This window comes from Acidovorax sp. GW821-FHT10A04 (assembly GCF_059415825.1).
Map to the genome: position 1 here is coordinate 194316 of NZ_JBWKNZ010000013.1, position 19871 is coordinate 214186.

The 19871-nt window shown below is 69.0% G+C and carries 18 protein-coding genes; 5 read left to right on the forward strand and 13 right to left on the reverse strand.

Annotated elements, in window-relative coordinates; genetic code table 11:
* Window positions 1-49: 49 nt before the first annotated feature.
* From moaA to AC07PF_RS24880, 5 genes are all read right to left on the reverse strand, one after another.
* Window positions 50-1186: a GTP 3',8-cyclase MoaA gene (gene moaA, locus AC07PF_RS24860; protein ID WP_494613640.1), complete on the reverse strand. Its 1137-nt coding sequence runs from the start codon at window positions 1184-1186 to the stop codon at window positions 50-52.
* A 223-nt stretch (window positions 1187-1409) separates the two neighbouring features.
* Window positions 1410-2171, reverse strand: a complete 762-nt coding sequence (locus tag AC07PF_RS24865) for an SDR family oxidoreductase (protein ID WP_007848062.1) — start codon at window positions 2169-2171, stop codon at window positions 1410-1412.
* A gap of 63 nt (window positions 2172-2234) precedes the next feature.
* A complete protein-coding gene (locus AC07PF_RS24870; protein WP_007848065.1) occupies window positions 2235-2822 on the reverse strand; it encodes a DUF2889 domain-containing protein in 588 nt (195 codons plus the stop codon).
* 55 nt (window positions 2823-2877) lie between these two features.
* The gene (locus tag AC07PF_RS24875; protein WP_007848067.1) at window positions 2878-4311 is read right to left on the reverse strand and encodes an aldehyde dehydrogenase family protein; all 1434 of its coding nucleotides are present in this window, start codon (window positions 4309-4311) and stop codon (window positions 2878-2880) included.
* A 92-nt stretch (window positions 4312-4403) separates the two neighbouring features.
* Entirely contained in the window at window positions 4404-5108 is a 705-nt protein-coding gene (locus AC07PF_RS24880) for a Crp/Fnr family transcriptional regulator (protein ID WP_007848069.1), read from the reverse strand.
* Between the two features lie 109 nt (window positions 5109-5217).
* Here AC07PF_RS24880 and AC07PF_RS24885 point away from each other — a divergent pair, with 109 nt between their 5' ends.
* Together AC07PF_RS24885 and AC07PF_RS24890 are read left to right on the forward strand one after the other, a co-directional pair.
* Window positions 5218-5745, forward strand: coding sequence for an Mpo1 family 2-hydroxy fatty acid dioxygenase (locus AC07PF_RS24885; protein WP_494613641.1), 528 nt, complete (start codon window positions 5218-5220; stop codon window positions 5743-5745).
* A 114-nt stretch (window positions 5746-5859) separates the two neighbouring features.
* Window positions 5860-6735 carry a bile acid:sodium symporter family protein gene (locus AC07PF_RS24890; protein WP_494613642.1) on the forward strand — a complete coding sequence of 292 codons (876 nt, stop codon included), beginning with the start codon at window positions 5860-5862 and terminating at the stop codon, window positions 6733-6735.
* On the opposite strand, the gene AC07PF_RS24895 is transcribed toward AC07PF_RS24890, so the two are convergent.
* From AC07PF_RS24895 to AC07PF_RS24920, 6 genes are all read right to left on the reverse strand, one after another.
* Window positions 6730-9051 (reverse strand): DUF1631 family protein, encoded by a 2322-nt coding sequence (locus AC07PF_RS24895; RefSeq protein WP_494613643.1) that lies wholly within the window; start codon window positions 9049-9051, stop codon window positions 6730-6732. The genes AC07PF_RS24890 and AC07PF_RS24895 overlap by 6 nt on opposite strands.
* Window positions 9052-9150: 99 nt before the next feature.
* Window positions 9151-10305, reverse strand: a complete 1155-nt coding sequence (locus AC07PF_RS24900) for an ABC transporter permease (protein WP_494613644.1) — start codon at window positions 10303-10305, stop codon at window positions 9151-9153.
* Window positions 10305-11480, reverse strand: a complete 1176-nt coding sequence (locus tag AC07PF_RS24905) for an ABC transporter permease (protein ID WP_494613645.1) — start codon at window positions 11478-11480, stop codon at window positions 10305-10307. The genes AC07PF_RS24900 and AC07PF_RS24905 overlap by 1 nt, the downstream gene beginning before the upstream one ends.
* Before the next feature lie 34 nt (window positions 11481-11514).
* Window positions 11515-12531 (reverse strand): HlyD family secretion protein, encoded by a 1017-nt coding sequence (locus AC07PF_RS24910; protein WP_494613646.1) that lies wholly within the window; start codon window positions 12529-12531, stop codon window positions 11515-11517.
* Window positions 12532-12533: 2 nt separating this feature from the next.
* The gene (locus tag AC07PF_RS24915) at window positions 12534-13985 is read right to left on the reverse strand and encodes a TolC family protein (protein ID WP_494613647.1); all 1452 of its coding nucleotides are present in this window, start codon (window positions 13983-13985) and stop codon (window positions 12534-12536) included.
* An 11-nt stretch (window positions 13986-13996) separates the two neighbouring features.
* Window positions 13997-14818, reverse strand: coding sequence for a metal-dependent hydrolase (locus AC07PF_RS24920; protein ID WP_494613648.1), 822 nt, complete (start codon window positions 14816-14818; stop codon window positions 13997-13999).
* A gap of 118 nt (window positions 14819-14936) precedes the next feature.
* Here AC07PF_RS24920 and AC07PF_RS24925 point away from each other — a divergent pair, with 118 nt between their 5' ends.
* Window positions 14937-15548, forward strand: coding sequence for a TetR/AcrR family transcriptional regulator (locus AC07PF_RS24925; protein ID WP_494613649.1), 612 nt, complete (start codon window positions 14937-14939; stop codon window positions 15546-15548).
* A gap of 1 nt (window position 15549) precedes the next feature.
* Here the strand turns inward: AC07PF_RS24925 and AC07PF_RS24930 are convergent, their stop codons facing one another.
* A complete protein-coding gene (locus AC07PF_RS24930; protein ID WP_494613650.1) occupies window positions 15550-15936 on the reverse strand; it encodes a VOC family protein in 387 nt (128 codons plus the stop codon).
* An 84-nt stretch (window positions 15937-16020) separates the two neighbouring features.
* The gene (locus AC07PF_RS24935; protein WP_494613651.1) at window positions 16021-18096 is read right to left on the reverse strand and encodes a sodium-translocating pyrophosphatase; all 2076 of its coding nucleotides are present in this window, start codon (window positions 18094-18096) and stop codon (window positions 16021-16023) included.
* 277 nt (window positions 18097-18373) lie between these two features.
* On the opposite strand from AC07PF_RS24935, the gene ppa reads away from it, so the two are divergent.
* Window positions 18374-18916, forward strand: a complete 543-nt coding sequence (gene ppa / locus AC07PF_RS24940; protein ID WP_007848109.1) for an inorganic diphosphatase — start codon at window positions 18374-18376, stop codon at window positions 18914-18916.
* A 192-nt stretch (window positions 18917-19108) separates the two neighbouring features.
* Window positions 19109-19871 (forward strand): MCP four helix bundle domain-containing protein (locus AC07PF_RS24945; RefSeq protein ID WP_494613652.1); only part of this gene is annotated, 763 nt, incomplete at its 3' end.

A 19871-nucleotide genomic window follows, 5' to 3' on the forward strand; every position in this document is an offset into this window, starting at 1 on the left:
GCCCCGTGCGCGTTGAAGAAAAAATGAAAGGGCAGCCGTGGCTGCGCCGTCAGCCGCCGATGTAGCTCATCTCCACCCGGCGCGGCCCTGGCGTGGCATCCGCGGGCAGGCTGCTGCGCAGCTCCGAGTAGCGGTCGCTGCGGCCCTGCCAGATGGGGGCGATGGCCGAGGCGATGGCCTCGTCACTTGCGCCGCCGCGCAGCAGGCTGCGCAGGTCGTGGCCCTGGGTGGCGAAGAGGCACAGGTACAGCTGGCCTTCTGTGGACAGGCGTGCGCGGTTGCAGTCGTGGCAAAAGGCCTGCGTGACGCTGCTGATCACACCGATCTCGCCCAGCGCCGGGTCGTGCCGGCCGCTGGCATCGGCATAGCCCCAGCGCTCGGCGGTCTCGCCAGGGCTGGCAGGGTCGAGCGGCACCAGGGGCAGGTGGGCGCGCAGGCGCTCGATGAGCTCGGCCGAGGGCAGCACCTCGTCCATGCGCCAGCCGTTGGTGGCCCCCACGTCCATGTACTCGATGAAGCGCAGCGTGGTGCCCGTGCCGCGAAAGTGCCGCGCCATGGGCAGGATCTCGTGGTCGTTGGTGCCGCGCTTGACCACCATGTTGACCTTGATCTGCGACAGGCCAGCCGCGTGCGCGGCCTCGATGCCGGCCAGCACGTCGGCGACCGGAAAGTCCACATCGTTCATGCGCCGGAACACCGTGTCGTCCAGGCCGTCGAGGCTCACCGTCACGCGGTTCAGGCCCGCGTCCTTGAGCGCCCGGGCCTTGCGCACCAGCAGCGATCCGTTGGTGGTGAGCGTGAGGTCGGGGGCCGTGCCGTCCACCGTGCGCAGCGCCGCGAGTTGCTCCACCAGCGCTTCGAGGTTCTTGCGCAGCAGCGGCTCGCCGCCCGTGAGGCGGATCTTGCGCACCCCGTGGGCCAGGAACAACCGGGCCAGGCGCGTGATCTCCTCGAAGCTGAGCAGCGCGCTGTGCGGCAGGTAGGGGTAGTCCTTGTCGAAGACTTCCTTGGGCATGCAGTAGCTGCAGCGGAAGTTGCAGCGGTCCGTCACGCTGATGCGCAGGTCGCGCAACGGGCGCCCGCGCGTGTCCACCAGGTGGCCCGTGGGCGCTTGGCCATGCAGCGGCACCACCGCCTTCAGGGCGGCGATGCGCTGGTCCACCAGGGGGATCACACGTTCGGCCATGGGGCCGATTTTGCCGCAGTACCGCAGTCGTGGCAGTGCCGTCTGCCCTAATCCCCCGCGTTTAGAAGGTGGGAACGGGCCCGGCGTGTCCGAGCAGGCCGCCACAACGCGTGTGATCTAGGCGAGAAGCGCAGCCATAGCTCGGGCTATGGCGAGCATTTTCAACGACGAGCGCGCGTGTTTTGGAGGCATGAGCGGGCATGTCGGGCCCGTTCACACCTTCTTAGACACAGCGTCCGCCATCCACCTCGATACACACGCCGTTGATGAACGAGGCTTCGTCGCTGGCCAGGTAGAGAGCGGCGTTGGCCACGTCGAGCGCGGTGGAGAAGCGGCCGAGCGGGATGGTGGCCAGGAACTTGGCGCGGCGTGCATCGTCCACCGGGCCGCCTGCGAACTCGGCGGCCAGGCCCGTGTCGGGGTTGAACACGGGGTTGATGCAGTTCACGCGGATGTTGTCCGGGCCCAGCTCGGCCGCCATGGACTTGCTGGTGATGATCACGGCACCCTTGGAGCCGTTGTACCAGGTCAGGCCCGGGCGCGGGCGCAGGCCGGCCGTGGAGGCGATGTTGATGATGCTGCCACCGCCCACCTTGCGCAGCGCGGGCACGGCGTGGATGGCCGAGAGGTAGATGCTCTTCATGTTGATGGCATAGACCTTGTCGAACTCTTCCTCGCTCACCTCCAGCATGGGGCGGTTGCGGTGCGTCCAGCCGGCGTTGTTGACCATCACGTCGAGCCGGCCGTACAGGCGCACGGCCTCGTCGACCAGGGCCTTGACCTGGGCCGAATTCGTCACATCGGCCTTGAAGAAGGCGGCCGTGCCGCCGGCCGCGGTGATCTCGGCCACCACGCGCTGGCCGCCGGCTTCGTTGATGTCGTTGACGATGACTTTGGCGCCCTCGGCCGCCAGGCGCTTGGCGATGCCCTCGCCAATGCCGTTGCCGGCGCCGGTGACGATGACGGACTTGTTCTGTGCACGCATGGAGTGTCTCCCTGTCTTTGGAAAATGGGGGGCGGTAAAAAGTAAGGGTGGGGGCGGCCGTGGTCAGCGTTCGGCGGGCGGTGCCACCGTCTCGGGCTTGCTGAGCGCGATGGGCACACGGCCGTAGAACTGCGGGAAATGTTCCTTCACGCCGTTGCCGTCGAAGGCCCAGCCCGTGCACTGGCCCAGGTGGCGCGGCGGGTCGCCATTGGCGGGCGGCGCGAACACGGCGGTGACGGACTGGAAGGCGGCCGTGGCCAGGTTGAACAGCAGCTCGCGCAGGTGGGTGCAACTGGCCACGCTGCCCAGGTGTTTCTGGATGGCCTGGCGCCAGCCACGGGTCATGCTGCAGCCCACCATCTGCTGCAGCGCGGCCTGGGCCAGCGGGCAGTCCTTGAGCGGGTGGGCGTCCATCGCCACGTCGATGGCCTGCACCACGAGCTGGCGGTCCACCGTGACGCGCAGCAGCATGTGGTGGATGGGCTCACCCGCGCGGCGCATGCCTTGACCACGGTGCACGGGCGCATCGTAGGCCTTGCTGTCGTGCAGCTCGCCTTCGATGTCCCACAGGCCGTCGTCGCGCTCGAAGCCCTGGTAGGTCACGCGCCGGACATGCCGGGCGGTGCGGGGGGCGGGGGGGCTCAGGGGCATGGAAAAATGATTCTGAATCTCGGTGTCCCGCGGCGGGCGAGGGACACCTGGCGCATCAGCCGTGCTTGATGGCGACCGTCTTGAGCGTGGTGAAACCGTACAGTGCCTCGAAGCCTTTTTCGCGGCCGTAGCCGCTGGACTTCACGCCGCCGAAGGGCAGCTCCACGCCACCACCGGCACCGTAGTTGTTGATGAACACCTGGCCGCTGTGCACGCGCTTGGCCATGCGGAACTGGCGCGAGCCGTCGCGCGTCCAGATGCCGGCCACCAGGCCGAACTGCGTGGCATTGGCCAGCTCCACCGCATGGTCCTCGTCCTGGAAGGCCATGGCCGAGAGCACGGGGCCGAAGACTTCTTCCTGCGCCAGGCGGTGCTGCACCGGCACGTCGCGCAGCAGGGTGGGGGCCTGGTAGAAGCCGCCCTCGGGCGATTCGTCCACCACCACGCCCTGGGCCACCATGGGGATGCCGGCCACTTGCGCGTCGGACAGGAAGTCCCACACGCGCTGCTGCTGGGTCTGGCGGATCAGCGGGCCCACATCGAGGTCCATGGCCGCGGGGCCCACGCGCAGGGCCTCGAAGGCCTTGCCCAGGCGTTCGAGCAGGGATTCGTAGATCAGCGAGTCGATCAGCACGCGCGAGCCGGCGCTGCAGGTCTGGCCCGCGTTCTGCACGATGGCGTTGATCACCACGGGCACGGCGGCATCCAGGTCGGCATCGGCGAAGATGATCTGCGGGCTCTTGCCACCGAGCTCCAGCGTCACGGGGCAGTGCCGTTCGGCCGCCACCTGCTGGATCAGCGTGCCGATCTTGGGGCTGCCGGTGAAGCTGATGTGGTCGATGCCGGGGTGGCGCGCGAGCGCGTCGCCCACCTCATGGCCATAGCCGGTGACGATGTTCAGGGCCCCCGACGGGAAGCCCACCTCGGCCGCGAGCTGCGCCACGCGGATCAGCGACAGGCAGGCATCCTCGGCCGGCTTGACCACGCAGACGTTGCCGGCAGCCAGGGCACCGCCCACGCTGCGGCCGAAGATCTGCATCGGGTAGTTCCAGGGGATCACGTGGCCCGTCACGCCGTGCGGCTCGCGCCAGGTGAGCACGCTATAACCGTCCAAGTAGGGCAGGGTCTCGCCATGCAGCTTGTCGCAGGCACCGGCATAGAACTCGAAGTAACGCGCCAGCGCCAGCGTGTCGGCCCGCGCCTGCTTGGTGGGCTTGCCGCAGTCGCGTTGCTCCAGCGCGGTCAGCTCGTCGGCATGCTCGAGCACCTTGGCCGACAGGCGCTGCAACAGGCGGCCGCGGTCGGCGGGCGCCATGCGCTGCCACACGGCGTTGTAGCACTGGCGCGCCGCATGCACCGCCGCGTCGATGTCGTCGGCGTTGCTGCGCTGGATCTCGTCGAAGGGTTGGCCGTCGGACGGGTCGATCACGGGCAGCGTACGGCCCGACGAAGACGGTACGGAGGCGTTGGCGATGTAGTTCAGTTGCATGGTGCCATTTTGCCCGGAAATACAACGTGTTCTTAGTATTTGTGGCGCAATTGCCGCTGGGTGATAACCCGCATGCGTCGATAGCTATCGTTTCAATAGCAAGTCGCGCGCAGGGCCGCCAGGTCCAGGATCTCCACCTCGCCACGGTGCACGCGCACCAGGGCCCGGGCCTCCAGGTCCTTGAGGATCTGGTTGGTGGTCTGGCGCGAAATGGCCAGCATCAGCGACAACTGCTCCTGCGAAATCCCGATCACCCGGCGCGACTGGCCTTCGGCCGTCCACTGGCCATAGCCCTCGGCCATCATCACCAGGCGGCGCGCCAGGCGCTGGCCGGCAGGCAGCAGGGCCAGTTCCTCGATGGCCACGAAGGCCGTGCGCAGCTTGTCGGTGAGCAGCAGGGCCAGCGCATGCCAGTGCTGCGGGTGGGCGGTGAGCCAGGCCTGCAGCGGCTCGTGCGGTATCTGCAGCAGGGTGCTGGCCTCGGCCGCGTGGGCATCGTGCGTGCGCGCCGAGTTGTCGAAGACCGAGATCTCGCCGAACCAGTGCGGCGGCTCCAGCCGCGTGAGCATGGCGGCGCGCGCTTCGTCGGCCCGCCCGCCCGTGCCCGAGATGTTGATCGCGCCGCGCACCACGGCGTACAGGCCGCAGGGCGCATCGCCGCGCAGGAAGAGCACCTCCCCCGGCGCCAGCTGGCGCAGGTGGGCCATGGCCAGCAGGGGCTGGGCGAAATCGGGGGGCAGGTGAGCGAACCAGCGGCCGGTCTGGAGCACGGGAAGGTAGGCGGCGGGTTCGGTCATGCAGGAAGGAGAGGGCGGTCGGGCAGGGCGTTGTGTCGGCTTTCCGACAGACTGTGGCCGGGCATCGGGCGAGTATGGATGCTGCTCAAAACAATACCAGGAGACACCCATGAAAACCCTGATCGACCAGCTGTCCCAGTACGCCGACTACCACCGCGACCCGCGCAACATCCACACCCACTTCGTGGGCGTGCCGATGATCATGTTCGCCGTGGTGATCCTGCTCTCGCGTCCCACCTGGCTGCTGGGCGGGGTGCCGGTGGGGCCGGCCCTGGTGGCCGCCATCGCGGCCAGTGTCTTCTACTTCCGGCTCGATACGCGCTTCGGCCTGGTGATGGCCACCTTGCTGGCCGCCATGCTGGCCGGCGGCCAGTGGCTGGCGCTGCAAGGCACCACGCTGTGGCTGGCCACGGGCGTGGGCCTGTTTGCCGTGGGTTGGATCATCCAGTTCGTGGGCCACTACTACGAGGGCCGCAAGCCGGCCTTCGTGGACGACCTGGCGGGCCTGATCGTCGGCCCGCTCTTCGTGGTGGCGGAACTGGGCTTTCTCATGGGCCTGCGCAAGGAAGTGCAGCACGCCATCGAGCAGCGCAGCGGCCCGGTGCGCCTGCGCACGGGGCCGGCTGCCACGGCCTGACCCGGCGCGTCTCCCCCTCTCTCCCCCTTCATTGAATCCGGCCCACGGCACCGCATGGCGGTGCCGTGGGCTTTGCCACAGGAGCGCGGCCCGCCTGGGTCGCGTCAGCGCACCATGAGTTTCATTTCCATCCTGCCCACGCTGCTGTTCATTGCGCTGGGCCTCGTCATGTTCGGCCTGGGCCTGTCGCTCACCGTGGCGGACTTCAAGCGCCTGCTGCAGTACCCGCGTGCCGTGGTGCTGGCCCTGGTGCTGCAGGTGCTGGTGCTGCCGGCGGTCTGCTACGGCCTGATCGTGCTGCTGGGCGTGCCGCCGCTGTATGCCGTGGGGCTGATGCTGCTGGCGGCCTCGCCGGGCGGCGTGTCGGCCAACCTGTTCAGCCACCTGTTCGGCGGCAATGTGGCGATGAACATCTCGCTCACGGCCATCAACACGCTGCTGTCCATCGTGAGCCTGCCACTCATCACCAACTGGGCCATCGCCACCTTCGCCAAGACGGGCCAGGTGGTGCCGCTGCAGTTCGGCAAGGTGCTGGAGGTGATCGTGATCGTGCTCATCCCGGTGGTCGTGGGCATGTGGGTGCACCGGCGCGCGCCGGCCTTCAGCGCGCGCATGGAAAAGCCCATGAAGCTCTTCAGCGCCGTGGTGCTCGCGGCCTTTGCACTGATCGCCATCGTGAAGGAATGGGCGGCCCTGTCGGCCTCGTTTGCCGACATCGGTCCGGCCGTGCTGCTGTTCAACGCCCTGAGCCTGGGCGCGGGCTACTTCCTGCCGCGCGCGGTGGGCATGGACAAGTCCATGGCCACGGCCATCGGCTTCGAGATCGGCATCCACAACTCCACGCTGGCGATCTTCATCGCGCTGTCGGTGCTGAACAACTTCCAGCTCGCGCTGCCAGCCGCCATCTACTCGGTCAGCATGTACATCATGGCGCCGCTGTTCGGCATGCTGGTGCTGCGCAGACCGGGGCAGAAGGCCCCGGGCTCATGACCTGCTTTCCACGCTGTTGCGCATGGCCGTCTGTGCCACGGCGTCCAGGGCCACGTCCACCACGGGCTGCTGGCTGAGCACCTGCAGGTTGCCCTGCTGGATGCACCGGTCGAGCAGCCGCAGGGTCATCGACTGGGTGCGGCCGGATGCGTTGGTGAAGAGGAAGAAGGTGCCCTGCGAGCCGACCCAGGACAGCTGGGTGCGTTCCCACTGGCCCGCCACCAGCAGGTTGACCCAGCTGCCGACGGCCAGCGTGGGCCTGGCGGGCGCATCCGCCGGGGTGGGGGCCGGCAGGGGCTCCAGGTCCCCTGGCACAGAGGGCTGCAAGTCGTCCATGAAGCCGGAATCCTGGGCTTCCGATGGCGCGACCCATGGCTCTTCATCCAGGAGCAGGTCCGGTGGTTCCGCAGACTCGGTGCCCGGCGGCGCTGGAGCATGGGACAGTGCGGCAGGCTTGGGCCCGCCCTGGAAGGCCTGCTGGTGCAACTGCATCAGCTGCTCGAAGACGGCTTCGGTCCTGTCAGCTGGGTAGTCGATCAAGGCGAGGCCCTCGCGCAGCCGGGGCAGCAGCTGGGGGATCAGGCGCGCGAGCTCACCGGTGTTCATGCGGGTCAGCTCGGGCTGCGCGCTCCACACCAGGGCGCCCACCAGCTCCTGGTAGCGGCCCGGGTCGGCGCTGCCTGTCTGGTCGATGAGGCGCGCCTGGGCCATGACCTGGGCCCAGGGGCCGAGCAGGAAATGGGCAATTTCGCCGGGAATCTGCTCGAACTGCGGCAGCAACCGGATCTCGCCGGACAACCTGGCCGCCAGGACGTGGCGCTGCTCGGCGTGCTGCAGCGCCTCGATGGCGCGCTGGCGCTCCTGTTCGCGCGCCTGCTCGCTGTCTGCCCATTGCGCATGCAGCTGCTGGCGGACCTGCTCGAAATCGTCGGCCCCTTCGATGGTGGCCGTGGCCAGCGGGCCGGCAATGTCCATGAGGGAGCGCATGAAGCGCTTGAAGCCCGGTGCCTCGGGCCCGTTGAAGGCCATGGCGTGGTCGGTGATGTCCTGCAGCAGGCGGCGCGCGGGGTGCTCCTTGTTGCTGAAGAACCGGGGGTCGGCCAGCGCCAGCTGCATCAGGGCAGGCTCCAGGGCGCGCACGAACTGCTGCACGGGCCACAGCAGCCGGCTGTCGCGCGCGATGTTGTCCACCATCAGCGCAACCACCTCCATGCCCAGGGCGTCGCCCAGCCCCGCGGCGCGCCGCTGGCCCGAACCGTCGCCCGGCTGGGCGCGCTGGCCACCCAGGCGCTCCATCATCTGGCCGACCTGGTTCATCTCCTGCAGCGCCTCGAAGGCGGCGGGCACGGTCATGGCGAAATCCGTGGCGGGCGGGTCGATCTGCGGAAGCTCGGCCGGGCTCTCGAACTCGCGTGCAAAACGTTCGGCGAAGGGCTCATCGTCCGGCGCGGCCGCCCGGGCCTGCGCCGGCGCGTGTGTCTCGCTGAACTCGCCGAGCAGCAGGCGGCGCAGTCGGTCGAGTGTCAGCAGTGGGTCGCCGGAGCCTGCCGGCACGGGCAGGTCCGTTTCCGCCCCGAACCCGGGGGATGCTCCGTCGCCACCCGGCGCGACATACACATACTCGCCGTCGGCCTGGCGCATGGCGTAGCCCACGGGCTGCACGCCGCCTTGCTTGAGCAGATCGATCTGCGCCAGGTAGAGCTTGCGTAGCTCGGTGCCCAGCGCCTTGGCCATGTGTGCCATCCAGTCGTGCCGCACCTGGGCGGTGGCCTGCATCTGCGACACCACGGCCTGCAGTGCCTGCAGGAAGACTTCGGGGCGCAGGGGGTTGTGCTCGGGCTGCACCCTGGGCAGCCCCTGGGCTGCGCACACCAGGGCATCGAGGTCGGCCAGCGGCCCCTCCACGGCAGACGCCAGCACCTGGGTGGCACGGGCGCGTTCGACGCTTTCGGTGATCTGCGACTCGTCCATCAGCTCGAGCTGGTCGAAATGGATGGTGAACAGGGAGCGCGAGGGTTTCTCCTCCCCGGGCGCCGTGGTCTGCTGCGCGAGCGCCTTGCGCAGCGCGCCGGGGTAGCGCTCGCCCATCACGGAGGTGAGCCGCATGAGCTGCTGCTGCGCTTCGAGCATGCCCTGGTGCTCGCCCGGCGTGCGGGCCTGGTCCTGGCGCAGCTGCAAGGACATGCGCGTCGCCTCGGCGACGCGCTCCATCAACTGCCTGGAATCGGCCAGCACACCCTGGACGATGCGCTGGTAGTGCGGGGCGTTGCCGCCGAGAGGGGCAGGGTCAGGCAGTGCGGAATGTGTCAAGGCCATCTTCTCTGGGAATACCGGAATGCCTGTGATGGTACGCGGGCTTGCTGCCCAGGTGCCCAAGAATCTGCTCAAGAAGACCTTGAGCAGGTTCCAATTTCCTCAGCCAGGTCGGCCTGGCCGGGTCCAGGCCAGCAGCGCCACCGTGCCTGCAGCGCACAGCGCCGCCAGCGCGCACAGTTGGGGCAAGGCCGCCGCGAGGGGCGCACCCAGCTGGTTCAGGCGCAGCGAGGCCTGCACACCCGAGGTGCTGGGCAGCAGCCAGCGCGCCCATTGCAGCGGCTCGGGCAGCGCTTCCACGGGCCACGAGAAGCCGGCCACGAAGGCGATCGGCAAGGTGGTGAACAGCAGCACCTGCAGCGCGCGCTCGCGGTTGCCCACCCACAGGCCGATCAGCGCGCCCAGGGCCGCAATGGCAGGAACATAGCAGGCCAGCAGCGCCAGCGCACCGAGCGGGTTGCCGCCGCGCGGGTAGTCGTGCAGCAGGAAGATCCAGCCGAAATAGAACAGGCCGCTCACCCAGCCCAGGGTGCACAGTGCCAGCAGCCGGCCCAGCCAGGTGCGGGCGCGCGCCCGGTGGCGCCCCGCCTCCACCCAGGTGCCGGTGAGCATGGCTGCGCCCATCAGCAGTGTCTGCTGCAGGATCAGGAGCGCCACGGCGGGCACGACGAAGCTGCCGTAGCCTTCCGTGGGGTTGAACAGCGCCACCATCTGCAGCTGCACCGGGTTGCGGCTGGCGGCAGCCTGCTGTGCGCTCTGGCCCGCGGCCTGCAGCTTGCGCATCTCGATGCCGGCCGACACGGTGCCCACGGCTTCGGCAAAGCCGTACTGCACGGCCTTGTTGAGCAGCGCGTAGGCGCCGTTGCCCTCCACGCGGACCAGGGCTTCCTCGCCCCGCACCACGCTGCGCTTGAGGTTGGGGGGGATCAGCGCGTAGCCCTCCACCTCGCCGCGCCACAGCGCCTCCTGCGCCTCGCGTTCGCTGGCAGTCACCAGGCGCACTTCGATGCGCGGGTCGGCCTCGGCAAAGCGCGTGATCTGGCGCGACAGGCTGCTGCGGTCCATGTCCACCACGGCCACGGGCACGCGGGTCAGCACCTCGTCGGCATAGAACCAGGGGTAGAAGAAGCCGTAGAGCACCGGCGCCGCCACGAGCAGCAGCAGCACGCCCTTGTCGCGGCCGATGGTGGCCAGGGCCTGCAGCCAGGCGCTCCAGAGGGTCGCCGGCTCTGCCGACGGGTTGTGTCGTGCGTCCATCACCGTCCTCCCCAACTCTCGGGTTTGCGCCGTGCCAGTTGCAGGGCCAGCGTGCACACCAGCAGCAGCACGGCCGTGGCCGCCATCAGCGCCACCACGGTGGAGACGCTGGTGCGCAGCGGAGCGCCCATCTGCAGCTGCTCGATCTGCAGGCGGATGTAGTGGGTGTAGGGCATGGCCTCGGCCCAGGCGCGTGCGCTGGCCGGCATGCCCGCCAGTGGAAAGCCCACGCCGCTGAACGCGAACGCCGGTGCCGCGAAGAAGCCCGCGCCCGACAGGGCGGTGCGCAGCGAGCGCGTGGCGCCCGCCAGTGCCGCTCCGGCGGCCACCGACACGGCCATCAGCAGCGCCAGCCCGACCGCCACCCAGGCCAGGTTGCCCGGCGGGTGCCAGCCCCGGCCCCAGGTGATGCCCACCAGCGCCAGCAGGGCCACCAGCGTGAGGGATGCCCAGGGCAGGGCGAGCTTGCCGACCAGGGCCCCACCGGTGCGCAGCAGGCCGCCGTTCGCACCCAGCCATTCGCCCAGCGTGCGGTCGCGCAGTTCGCGGCCCACGGTCCAGGCGCCGGCCGTCATGGCCAGGATGTGCAGCAGCGCCGGAATCAGCGCCGCGCCCAGGAACTGTTCGTAGTTGGTGGACACGTTGAACAGCGCCAGCAACTGCGTGTGGATGGGCTCCATGCTCACGCGCACGGCCTGCGCCGGCTCGCCGCGCTTGTTGCGCGCCGCCATCTCGATGCCGGCCGACAGCGTGCCCACCACGGCGCGCACGTCGCGCTGCAGCACGCCCGAGTGCGTGCCCAGCTGCGCGTTGTGCAGCAGCGTGACCTGGGCCGTGCGGCCCTCCTTCACGGTGCGCGCAAAGTCGCGCGGCAGCGTGACCACGGCGTAGACCTCCACGCTGCGCAGGGCGCGTTCGGCCTCGGCCGTGTTGGCGTAGTGCTGCACCACCTGCAGGCCGGGCGTGGCGTCGAGCATGCGCACCACCTGGCGCGACAGGGCCGAGTGGTCGTCGTCCAGCACGCCCACGGGCAGGTGGCGGGGAATGCCGGCCGAGAAGATCCAGCCCATGAGCAGCACCGCCAGCAGCGGCACCCAGCTGACCATGGCCAGGTCCCAGGGGCTGGCAAGCAGGCGCCGCGCCTCGCGGCGAAAGCTGTGGACCAGGGTGCTCATGGCGTGGTCGGTGGGCAGGGTGTCGCGTGCCGGCTCATTGCACCAGCACCGTCATGCCGGGGCGGGCGCCTTCGATGGGGCTGGCCGGGCGGGCGCGCACTTCGAAGGTGCGCACGTCGAAGCCCTGGCCGGCGCGCGTGGCGCGCCAGGTGGCGAAGTCGGGCAGGGCGGCCGTGTGGTAGACCTTGAAGCGCACGGGCTTGCCGGCCGTGCCCAGGGCAGGCAGCGTGGCCTCGAACTCGCTGCCGATGGCAAAGCGCTGCAGCCGGTCCTCGCGCACGTTCAGCACCACCCACTGGTCGGCCAGGTCCACCACCGTGACCACGGCCACGCCCTGGGGCGAGAGCTCGCCGCTGCGTGCCAGCACCTTGGCCACCTCGCCGGCCACGGGGCTCTTGAGTTCCGTCTCGGCCTGGGCGGCCTTGACCTCGGCGACCACGCCGGCCACCTGGCGCGCCTGGGCGCTGGCGGCAGACCGGTCCTCGGGCCGGGCACCGGCACGCGCCAGCTCGTACTGGGCCTTGGCGGCCAGGGCCTGGTCGCGTGCGGCCTTGTGGTTGGCTTCGGCCTCGTCCCGTTTTTGCGCGGCCACCAGGCCCTCGCGGGCCAGGCCATCCACGCGGCGGTAGGAGGATTCAGCCAGGTCGGCCGCCGTCACGGCGCGCTGCCATGCGAGGCGCGCCATCTCCACCTCCTGCGGGCGCGCGCCGTGCTGGGCCTTGTCGGCCACGGCCTGGGCCGCTTCCTGCGCGGCGGTGGCCTGCGCCAGCTTGGCCTGCACCTCGGGGCTGTCCATGCGGATCAGCGGGGCGCCCACGGCGATCTGGTCGCCTTCCTTGACCAGGATCTGCGCGATGCGCGCCGTGACCTTGGGGGCGATGTCGGCCTCGCGCGCCTCCATCTGGCCCTGGAACACCTCGGGGGCCGGCTGGGAGGCCTTCCACAGGCCGAAGCCGACGAAACCGCCCGCGGCCACCAGGGCCACGGCGCCCAGTATGGCCGCCTTCTTGCTGCCCTTGCCGTTGTTGTTCTTGTTGCTGGTATCGCTCATGTTCATTCCACCTTCACATCGGCACGTGCCATGTATTTGCCAAATTCATCGGAAAGGCCGCAGCTTTCAAGCAGCTCGGCCAGGGCCTTCACGTAGTCGTGGGCGGCCTGGGCGCGTTCGGTCTGCGCCTTGGCCTGGTTGACCTGGGCGTCGATCAGGTCCAGCGTGGTGCTGGTGCCCGCGCGCAGGCCCGAGGTGCGCAGGCGCAGCACCTCGTCGGCCACTTCCAGCCCCGGCTGGAGGGCAAAGTAGGCGCGCCGCGCCTGCTCCAGCGCCTGCCAGCGCTTTTCCACCAGCAGGGCGATGTCGTTCTGCGCCTGGGCGCCGCTGCGCTCGGCCTGCTCGATCTGGCGCGAGGACGATGCGGCCAGCGCGTCGCGGTCGATGGAGTCCCACAGCGTGAAGCGCACGCCGATGCCGGCCACCCAGTCCGCGTCCCTGCCGGTCTTGAGCTGGCTCTGGCCGAAGGCGAACACCTGGGGCTTGCGCAGGGCCTCCTGCGCCGCATGCAGTTGCTCGGCCTGGCCCTTCTTGGCGGCTACCTTGGCCAGGCCCGGGTGGCGCTGCAGGGCGGCATCGACGAAGTGGGGCAGGGGCTCCACCGGCTGGCCGAGCACGAACAGCGGGCTGGTGGGCGTCACGCGCTCGCTGGCCTTCACCGTGCGGGTCAGGGCCGTGGCCGCCAGATCGGCATCGTCGCGGGCCTTGCGCGCGTTGCGGCGCGCTTCCTCCAGTGCGGCGCGGGCCTGCAGGCGCTCCACGCGGGCAATCACGCCGGCGTCCAGCATCTTCTGCGCGGCGGCATCGTGCTGCTCGATGGTGGCCAGCGCCGATTCGCGTAGCCGCGCCGCCTGCTCGGCCAGCTGGGCGCCGAAGTAGCGTTGCACCAGCACCGTGGTGACCTCGTGGCCGGTCTTGTCGGCATCGGCCTGCACCTCGGCGGCCTGTGCTTCCACCAGGCCGCGCGCGGCATCGCCGGCACCGCCCATGTAGATCGGCCAGATGCCCGAGACCGAGGTGCTGGTGTCCGTCTTGTGGCGGTTCAAGGTGTAGCTGGCCGGCAGGTGCGGCAACTGGGCCAGCGAGCCCGCCAGCTGCGGCGGCAGCTGCTGAAGCACGCCGGGCAGGGCCTGGTTCACGGGGTTGAGGTCGAGGTCCAGGTTGGCGTTGTAGGCGTACGCGGCACCGCTGAGCGAAACCACCGGGCCGCCCAGGCGTGCCAGGGCCTGGCGGCGCAGCTGGGCGCCTTCGACCGCGCTGCGCGATGCGGCGAGCTGGTCGGAGCGGGCCGCGAGCTGCTCCAGCGCCGTGTGGAAGGCCATAGGTTCGGCCTGTGCAGGCAGCTGCATGGCGAGCGCGGCCACCAGGGCGGCGGCCCGCAGTGGGGAGGTGCGCAGGCAAGGGCGGGGCTGGCCGGCCGCCGCATGCGGCCGGTGGGAGGGGCTCTGGGTCATGGTGGGAGGGGTTAGCGCGCGCCTACGGGGGTATAGGCATCACGGTGGTCGGCCAGCCAGCGTTCTGAGAGGTCGCTGCCTTGCTGGCTGGGGTGAAAGTCGCTGCGCAGGTACGCGCGCCAGGGGCGCCAGCTCTCGCGCACCAGGCCGCCCTGGCCGAACAGGGTGCGTGCCGCGCTGGCCCAGGTGCGCCAGCGCCACAGCGTGCCGTCGCGGCGCAGGTTGCCCACGGTCTGGCGCAGCACGTCGCCCAGGAACACCAGGGTGATGCGCCGGAACCAGGTGATGCGCCAGGCATGGTCGCCGCCCAGGGCCTGGTAGATGTCGAAGGCGGTGCTCTTGTGCTCGGCCTCTTCGGCGCAATGCCATTGCCACATCGTGGCCAGGCGCGGATCGGCGCCCGCCAGGACCTCGGGATGGCCCAGCAGCCACTCGGCCAGCAGGGCCGTGAAATGCTCGTTGGCCGCGGTCACCGCCAGGGGATGGCGCGGGTCGGCGCCTTCGAAGAGCTTCATGCGCGCGGCCGCGCGCGGGGCCCAGGTGTTGACCAGGCCCTGCGTGTCGAGGTGGCCATTGAACAGCGCATGGATGCGCCGGTGCGTGGCCTCCTGCCCGATGAAGCCGCGCACCTCATCGGCATGTTGCGCCTGCCGGTCAGCGGGCAAGGCCTTGTGGCCATTGCGCACCGCGTCGATGAAGAACTGCTCGCCCACGGGGAAGCTCATGGACAGCGCATTGAAGAGCGCCGTGCGAAACGCGTCGCCACCGCACCAGTGGCGCGCGAAAGGCGCTTCCAGGTCAATGAGCAGGCGGCGGACGACAAGTTCGGTCATGGCAGGCTCCAAAATCGGTGGACAGGGCTTGGTACTGCATGGTACCAATGCATATGATGCGCCCGGAGTGTGGTACTGTCAAGTACCTTCTGGATCTTTCCTGGAATTGCCTGCCGCCATGACCGAAGCCACGACCGCTGCCAGCCCGTCTCCCGCCACCGTGCACCGCTCCCGCCTGCTGGAGGGCATGGCGCGCGCCGTGGCCGCGCGCGGCTATGCGGACACGACCATCGCCGACATCGTGCGCGAGGCCAGCGTCTCGCGCCGCACCTTCTACGAGAATTTCGGCGACAAGGCCGAGTGCCTGATCGCGCTGTACGAGGTCGCCAGCGGCAATGCCATCACCGTGCTGCGCAATGCCATCGACCCGGCGAGTGACTGGCAGGCGCAGGTGGAGCAGGCCATGGGGGCCTACTTCGGCGTGCTTGAGCGCAACCCCGTGCTGCTGCGCACGCTCTTCGTGGAGATGCTGGGACTGGGGGCGCCAGGGCTGGCGGCGCGCCGCCGCGCCAACCAGCAACTGGCCGACCTGATGCTCGACGTGGTGAACAACCGCCCGGGCGAACGCCTGCGCAAGGCGCCGCTCCAGCCCATGATGGCCATGGCGGTGGTGGGCGGCATCAACGAGATGGTGTTGCAGTCCATCGAGCAGGGGCGCGCCAACGACCTGCAGGAGCTGGTGGAGCCGGCCGCGATGCTGCTGCGTGCGGCTATCTCGGCGGAGTTCTGAATCAGACTTCGTTGGCGATCTCGATCAGGTTCTCGTCCGGGTCGTAGAGGTACACCGAGCGCAGGCGGTGCTGCGCTCCCGTGGCGCCCACCGGCCCCTGCACCACGGCCACGCCCTGCGCGGCCAGGTGCACGAGCACCTCATCGAGCGGCGTGCGCGTGAGAAAGCACAGGTCGCCCGAGCCCGCGGTGGCATGGCGCACGTTCGGGTCCACCACCGTGCCCACCTCGTGCAGGTTGATCTTCTGGCTGCCGAAGTGCAGGGCATGGCGCCCCGGCTTGAACTCCCGTGCCTGCATGCCCAGCACGCGCTCGTAGAAGGCGATGGTGGCCGGGATGCTGGCGACGGTCAGGACCACATGGTCCAGAGATTGCACGGTGATGGGCATGGCAAAGGAGGGCGACTGGGGTGTGAAAATGAAAAAGGCCCGCCGAAGCGGGCCCGTGGCCGTACTGGCTGCTACCGCAGCGTATCAGCTCCCATGGAATCGCACCACCAGCGGCACGATCAGCAGCGCCACGATGTTGATGATCTTGATCAGCGGGTTGATGGCCGGGCCGGCCGTGTCCTTGTAGGGGTCGCCCACGGTGTCGCCGGTCACGGCGGCCTTGTGCGCCTCGCTGCCCTTGCCGCCGTGGTGGCCGTCCTCGATGTACTTCTTGGCATTGTCCCAGGCGCCGCCGCCCGTGCACATGGAGATGGCGACGAACAGGCCGGTGACGATGGTGCCCATGAGCAGGCCGCCCAGCGCCTTGGGCCCCAGGACCAGGCCGACCACGATGGGCACCACCACGGGCAGCAGGCTGGGGATCACCATCTCCTTGATGGCGGCGGTGGTCAACATGTCCACGGCCTTGCCGTACTCGGGCTTGCCGGTGCCGTCCATGATGCCGGGAATGGTGCTGAACTGGCGGCGCACCTCCACCACCACGGCGCCGGCCGCACGCCCCACGGCCTCCATGGCCATGGCGCCGAACAGGTAGGGGATCAGCCCGCCGATGAACAGGCCGACGATGACCAGCGGGTCCGACAGGTCGAACGAGATGGCCTTGCCATAGGTCTCCAGCTTGTGGGTGTAGTCGGCGAACAGCACCAGGGCGGCGAGGCCTGCCGAGCCGATGGCATAGCCCTTGGTCACGGCCTTGGTGGTGTTGCCCACGGCATCCAGTGGGTCGGTGACGTCGCGCACGCTGCTGGGCAGCTCGGCCATCTCGGCAATGCCGCCGGCGTTGTCGGTGATGGGGCCGTAGGCGTCCAGGGCCACCACGATGCCCGCCATGCTCAGCATGGAGGTGGCCGCCACGGCGATGCCGTAGAGCCCTGCGAGCTGGTAGGACGCCAGGATGGCCAGGCAGACGAAGAGCACCGGCCAGGCGGTGGAGCGCATCGACACGCCCAGGCCAGCGATGATGTTGGTCCCATGGCCCGTGGTGGAGGCCTGCGCGATGTGCTGCACGGGCGAGTACTGCGTGCCGGTGTAGAACTCGGTGATCCAGACCAGCGCTGCCGTGAGCACCAGCCCCGTAGCGCAGGCCCCGAACAGGCGCATCTGGCTGCCGCTGGCGCGGATGGCGTTGTCCGGCATGATCCACACCGTGACGAAGTAGAACGCGATCAGCGACAGAATGCCCGCGATCGCCAGGCCCTTGTACAGGGCGGGCATCACGTTCTTCATGCCCGGCGAGGCCTTCACAAAGAAGCAGCCGATGATCGACGCCACGATGGACACGGCACCCAGCGCCAGCGGGTACACCGCGGCGCTGACCGGCGCGGCCACCACCATCAGCGCGCCCAGCACCATGGTGGCGATCAGCGTCACGGCATAGGTCTCGAACAGGTCGGCCGCCATGCCAGCGCAGTCGCCCACGTTGTCGCCCACGTTGTCGGCGATCACGGCCGGGTTGCGCGGGTCGTCCTCGGGGATGCCGGCCTCCACCTTGCCCACCAGGTCGGCGCCCACGTCGGCGCCCTTGGTGAAGATGCCGCCGCCCAGGCGCGCGAAGATCGAGATCAGCGAGGATCCGAAGGCAAAGCCGATCAGCGGGTTGAGCGCCTCGGCCAGCATGGGGCCCGAGGTGATGCCCCGCGACAGCGCCCAGTAAAAGCCCGTGACCCCCAGCAGGCCCAGGCCCACGACCAGCATGCCGGTGATGGCGCCGCCGCGAAACGCCACGTCGAGTGCCGGGCCGATGCCTTGCGTGGCGGCCTGTGCGGTGCGCACGTTGGCGCGCACCGAGACATTCATGCCGATGAAGCCGCAGGCGCCCGAGAGAAATGCGCCCAGGACGAAGCCGAGCGCGGAGCTCAGGTCCAGAAAGGCACCGATGAGAATGGCCAGCACCACGCCGACGAGGGCAATGGTCTTGTACTGGCGTGCAAGGTAGGCCGCTGCACCGGCCTGGATGGCGCCGGCAATCTCCTGCATGCGCGCGTTGCCCGCATCCTTGGCAAGAATCCACCCACGGGCCCAGATGCCGTAGGCCACCGCAATCAATCCGCAAACCACTGCCAGTATCAGAGGGGACGTCAGCGCTGAGTTGTCAGCCATTCATTTCTCCTTGGTTTTTTCAGTTGCACGGAAGGAAACACAACGCAGGTCGGTGGTGCTTCCGCTGCGTTGCTTCCTCGTGCTCCTGGGGGAGGAACCTGCTCAAAATCGAGAGCAGGTTCTCAAGGAGTCGATTGGCCAACAGGCCCAATTTACAGGCAAACGCCGGTTTGCAAGCGGGCAGAAAGGGGCATGCGCCTAAAATCAGGGTTAATCCCGACGCCATGGGTCCTGAACCGGGCTCGCGGGTTATCGTTTCAAACCACTATCCACAGACATGTCCCTGAACCACGTACCTCCTGGCAAGAACGCCCCCGACTCCTTCAACGTCGTCATCGAGATCCCGATGAACGCCGACCCGATCAAGTACGAAGTGGACAAGGAATCGGGCGCGATCTTCGTGGACCGCTTCATGACCACGGCCATGCACTACCCCACCAACTACGGCTACGTGCCGCAGACGCTGTCGGGCGACGGCGACCCGGTGGACGTGCTGGTGATCACCCCCTACCCGCTGTTCCCCGGCGTGGTCGTGCCCTGCCGCCCCATCGGCATCCTGATGATGGAAGACGAAGCCGGCGTGGACGGCAAGGTGCTGGCCGTGCCCACCGACAAGGTGCTGCCCATCTACACCCACTGGCAGAAGGTGGAAGACGTGAACCCGATGCGCCTGAAGGCCATCAGCCACTTCTTCGAGCACTACAAGGACCTGGAAGCCGGCAAGTGGGTCAAGGTGCTGGGCTGGGAAGGCCTGGACGCCGCCAAGAAGGAAATCATGGACGGCATCGCCAACTTCAAGGCCAAGAACAACGCGGCCTGAGCGCCCGGGCCGGCTGCCCCTGCGGTGGCCCGCTGACCAGAAAGCATGCATGCCCTCGCGGGCTGCATGCTTTTTTTCATGGAAACCCCGCACTGTGCAGTGCCCCTGCGGTTGCTAGACTGGGCAAAGCCAAGGTGTCGGTGCGCAATCCTGCGCACGCCCTGGCACGAATGGCCTTGGCCAAGGGGTGATATGAAGATTTCCGACGTGCGTATCGGGCTCAAGCTGGGGATCGGGTTCTTTGCCCTGGTGTTGCTCACGGGTCTCCTGGGGGCGGTCTCGCTGTTCCAGCTGTCACGCATTCACCACAACGCCCAGGAGATCGCGAGCAACCTGCTGCCCAGCGTGGGCTACACGGGCGAGCTCAGGGTGCTGATGAACCGCATGCGGCGCTCCGAAGCCGGCATGATCACCGCGCGCAGCACGGCCGAAGTCCAGGCCTTTGCCGAGCAGATGACCGCGCGAGCCAAGGACCTGGAGCGCGTGGAGGGGCAGTACGAGCCGCTGGTCAGCGCGGGCGAGGAGCGCGAGGCCTTCCAGGCCTTTCGCACGCGCAAGGCCGCTTACTACAAGCTCCAGGCCAACCTGGTGGATGTCGCCAAGGCGGTGGACTTCAGCACCAACGACACCCTGGCCTTGAGCGCCGATGCCTTGTCCGGGCTGTTTGCCGGTGAGTCCGAAACCGCCTTCGTGGCTGCCGCCGAAACCCTGGGCCAGTTGCAGAAGATCAACTCGGCGCAGGCCGACAAGGAGCAGGCCGAGGTGGCGTCGGTTTTCCAGGCGGCGCGCGTCTGGGTGCTGGGCACGCTGGCTGCCTGCGTGGCGCTCGCCATCGTGCTGGGCGTGTCGATCACGCGTTCGGTCACGCGCCCCGCGGGCCAGGCCGTGAGCGCTGCACGCGCCATTGCCGAAGGCGACCTCACGGCAGCCATGCCGGCCCATGGCAACGATGAAA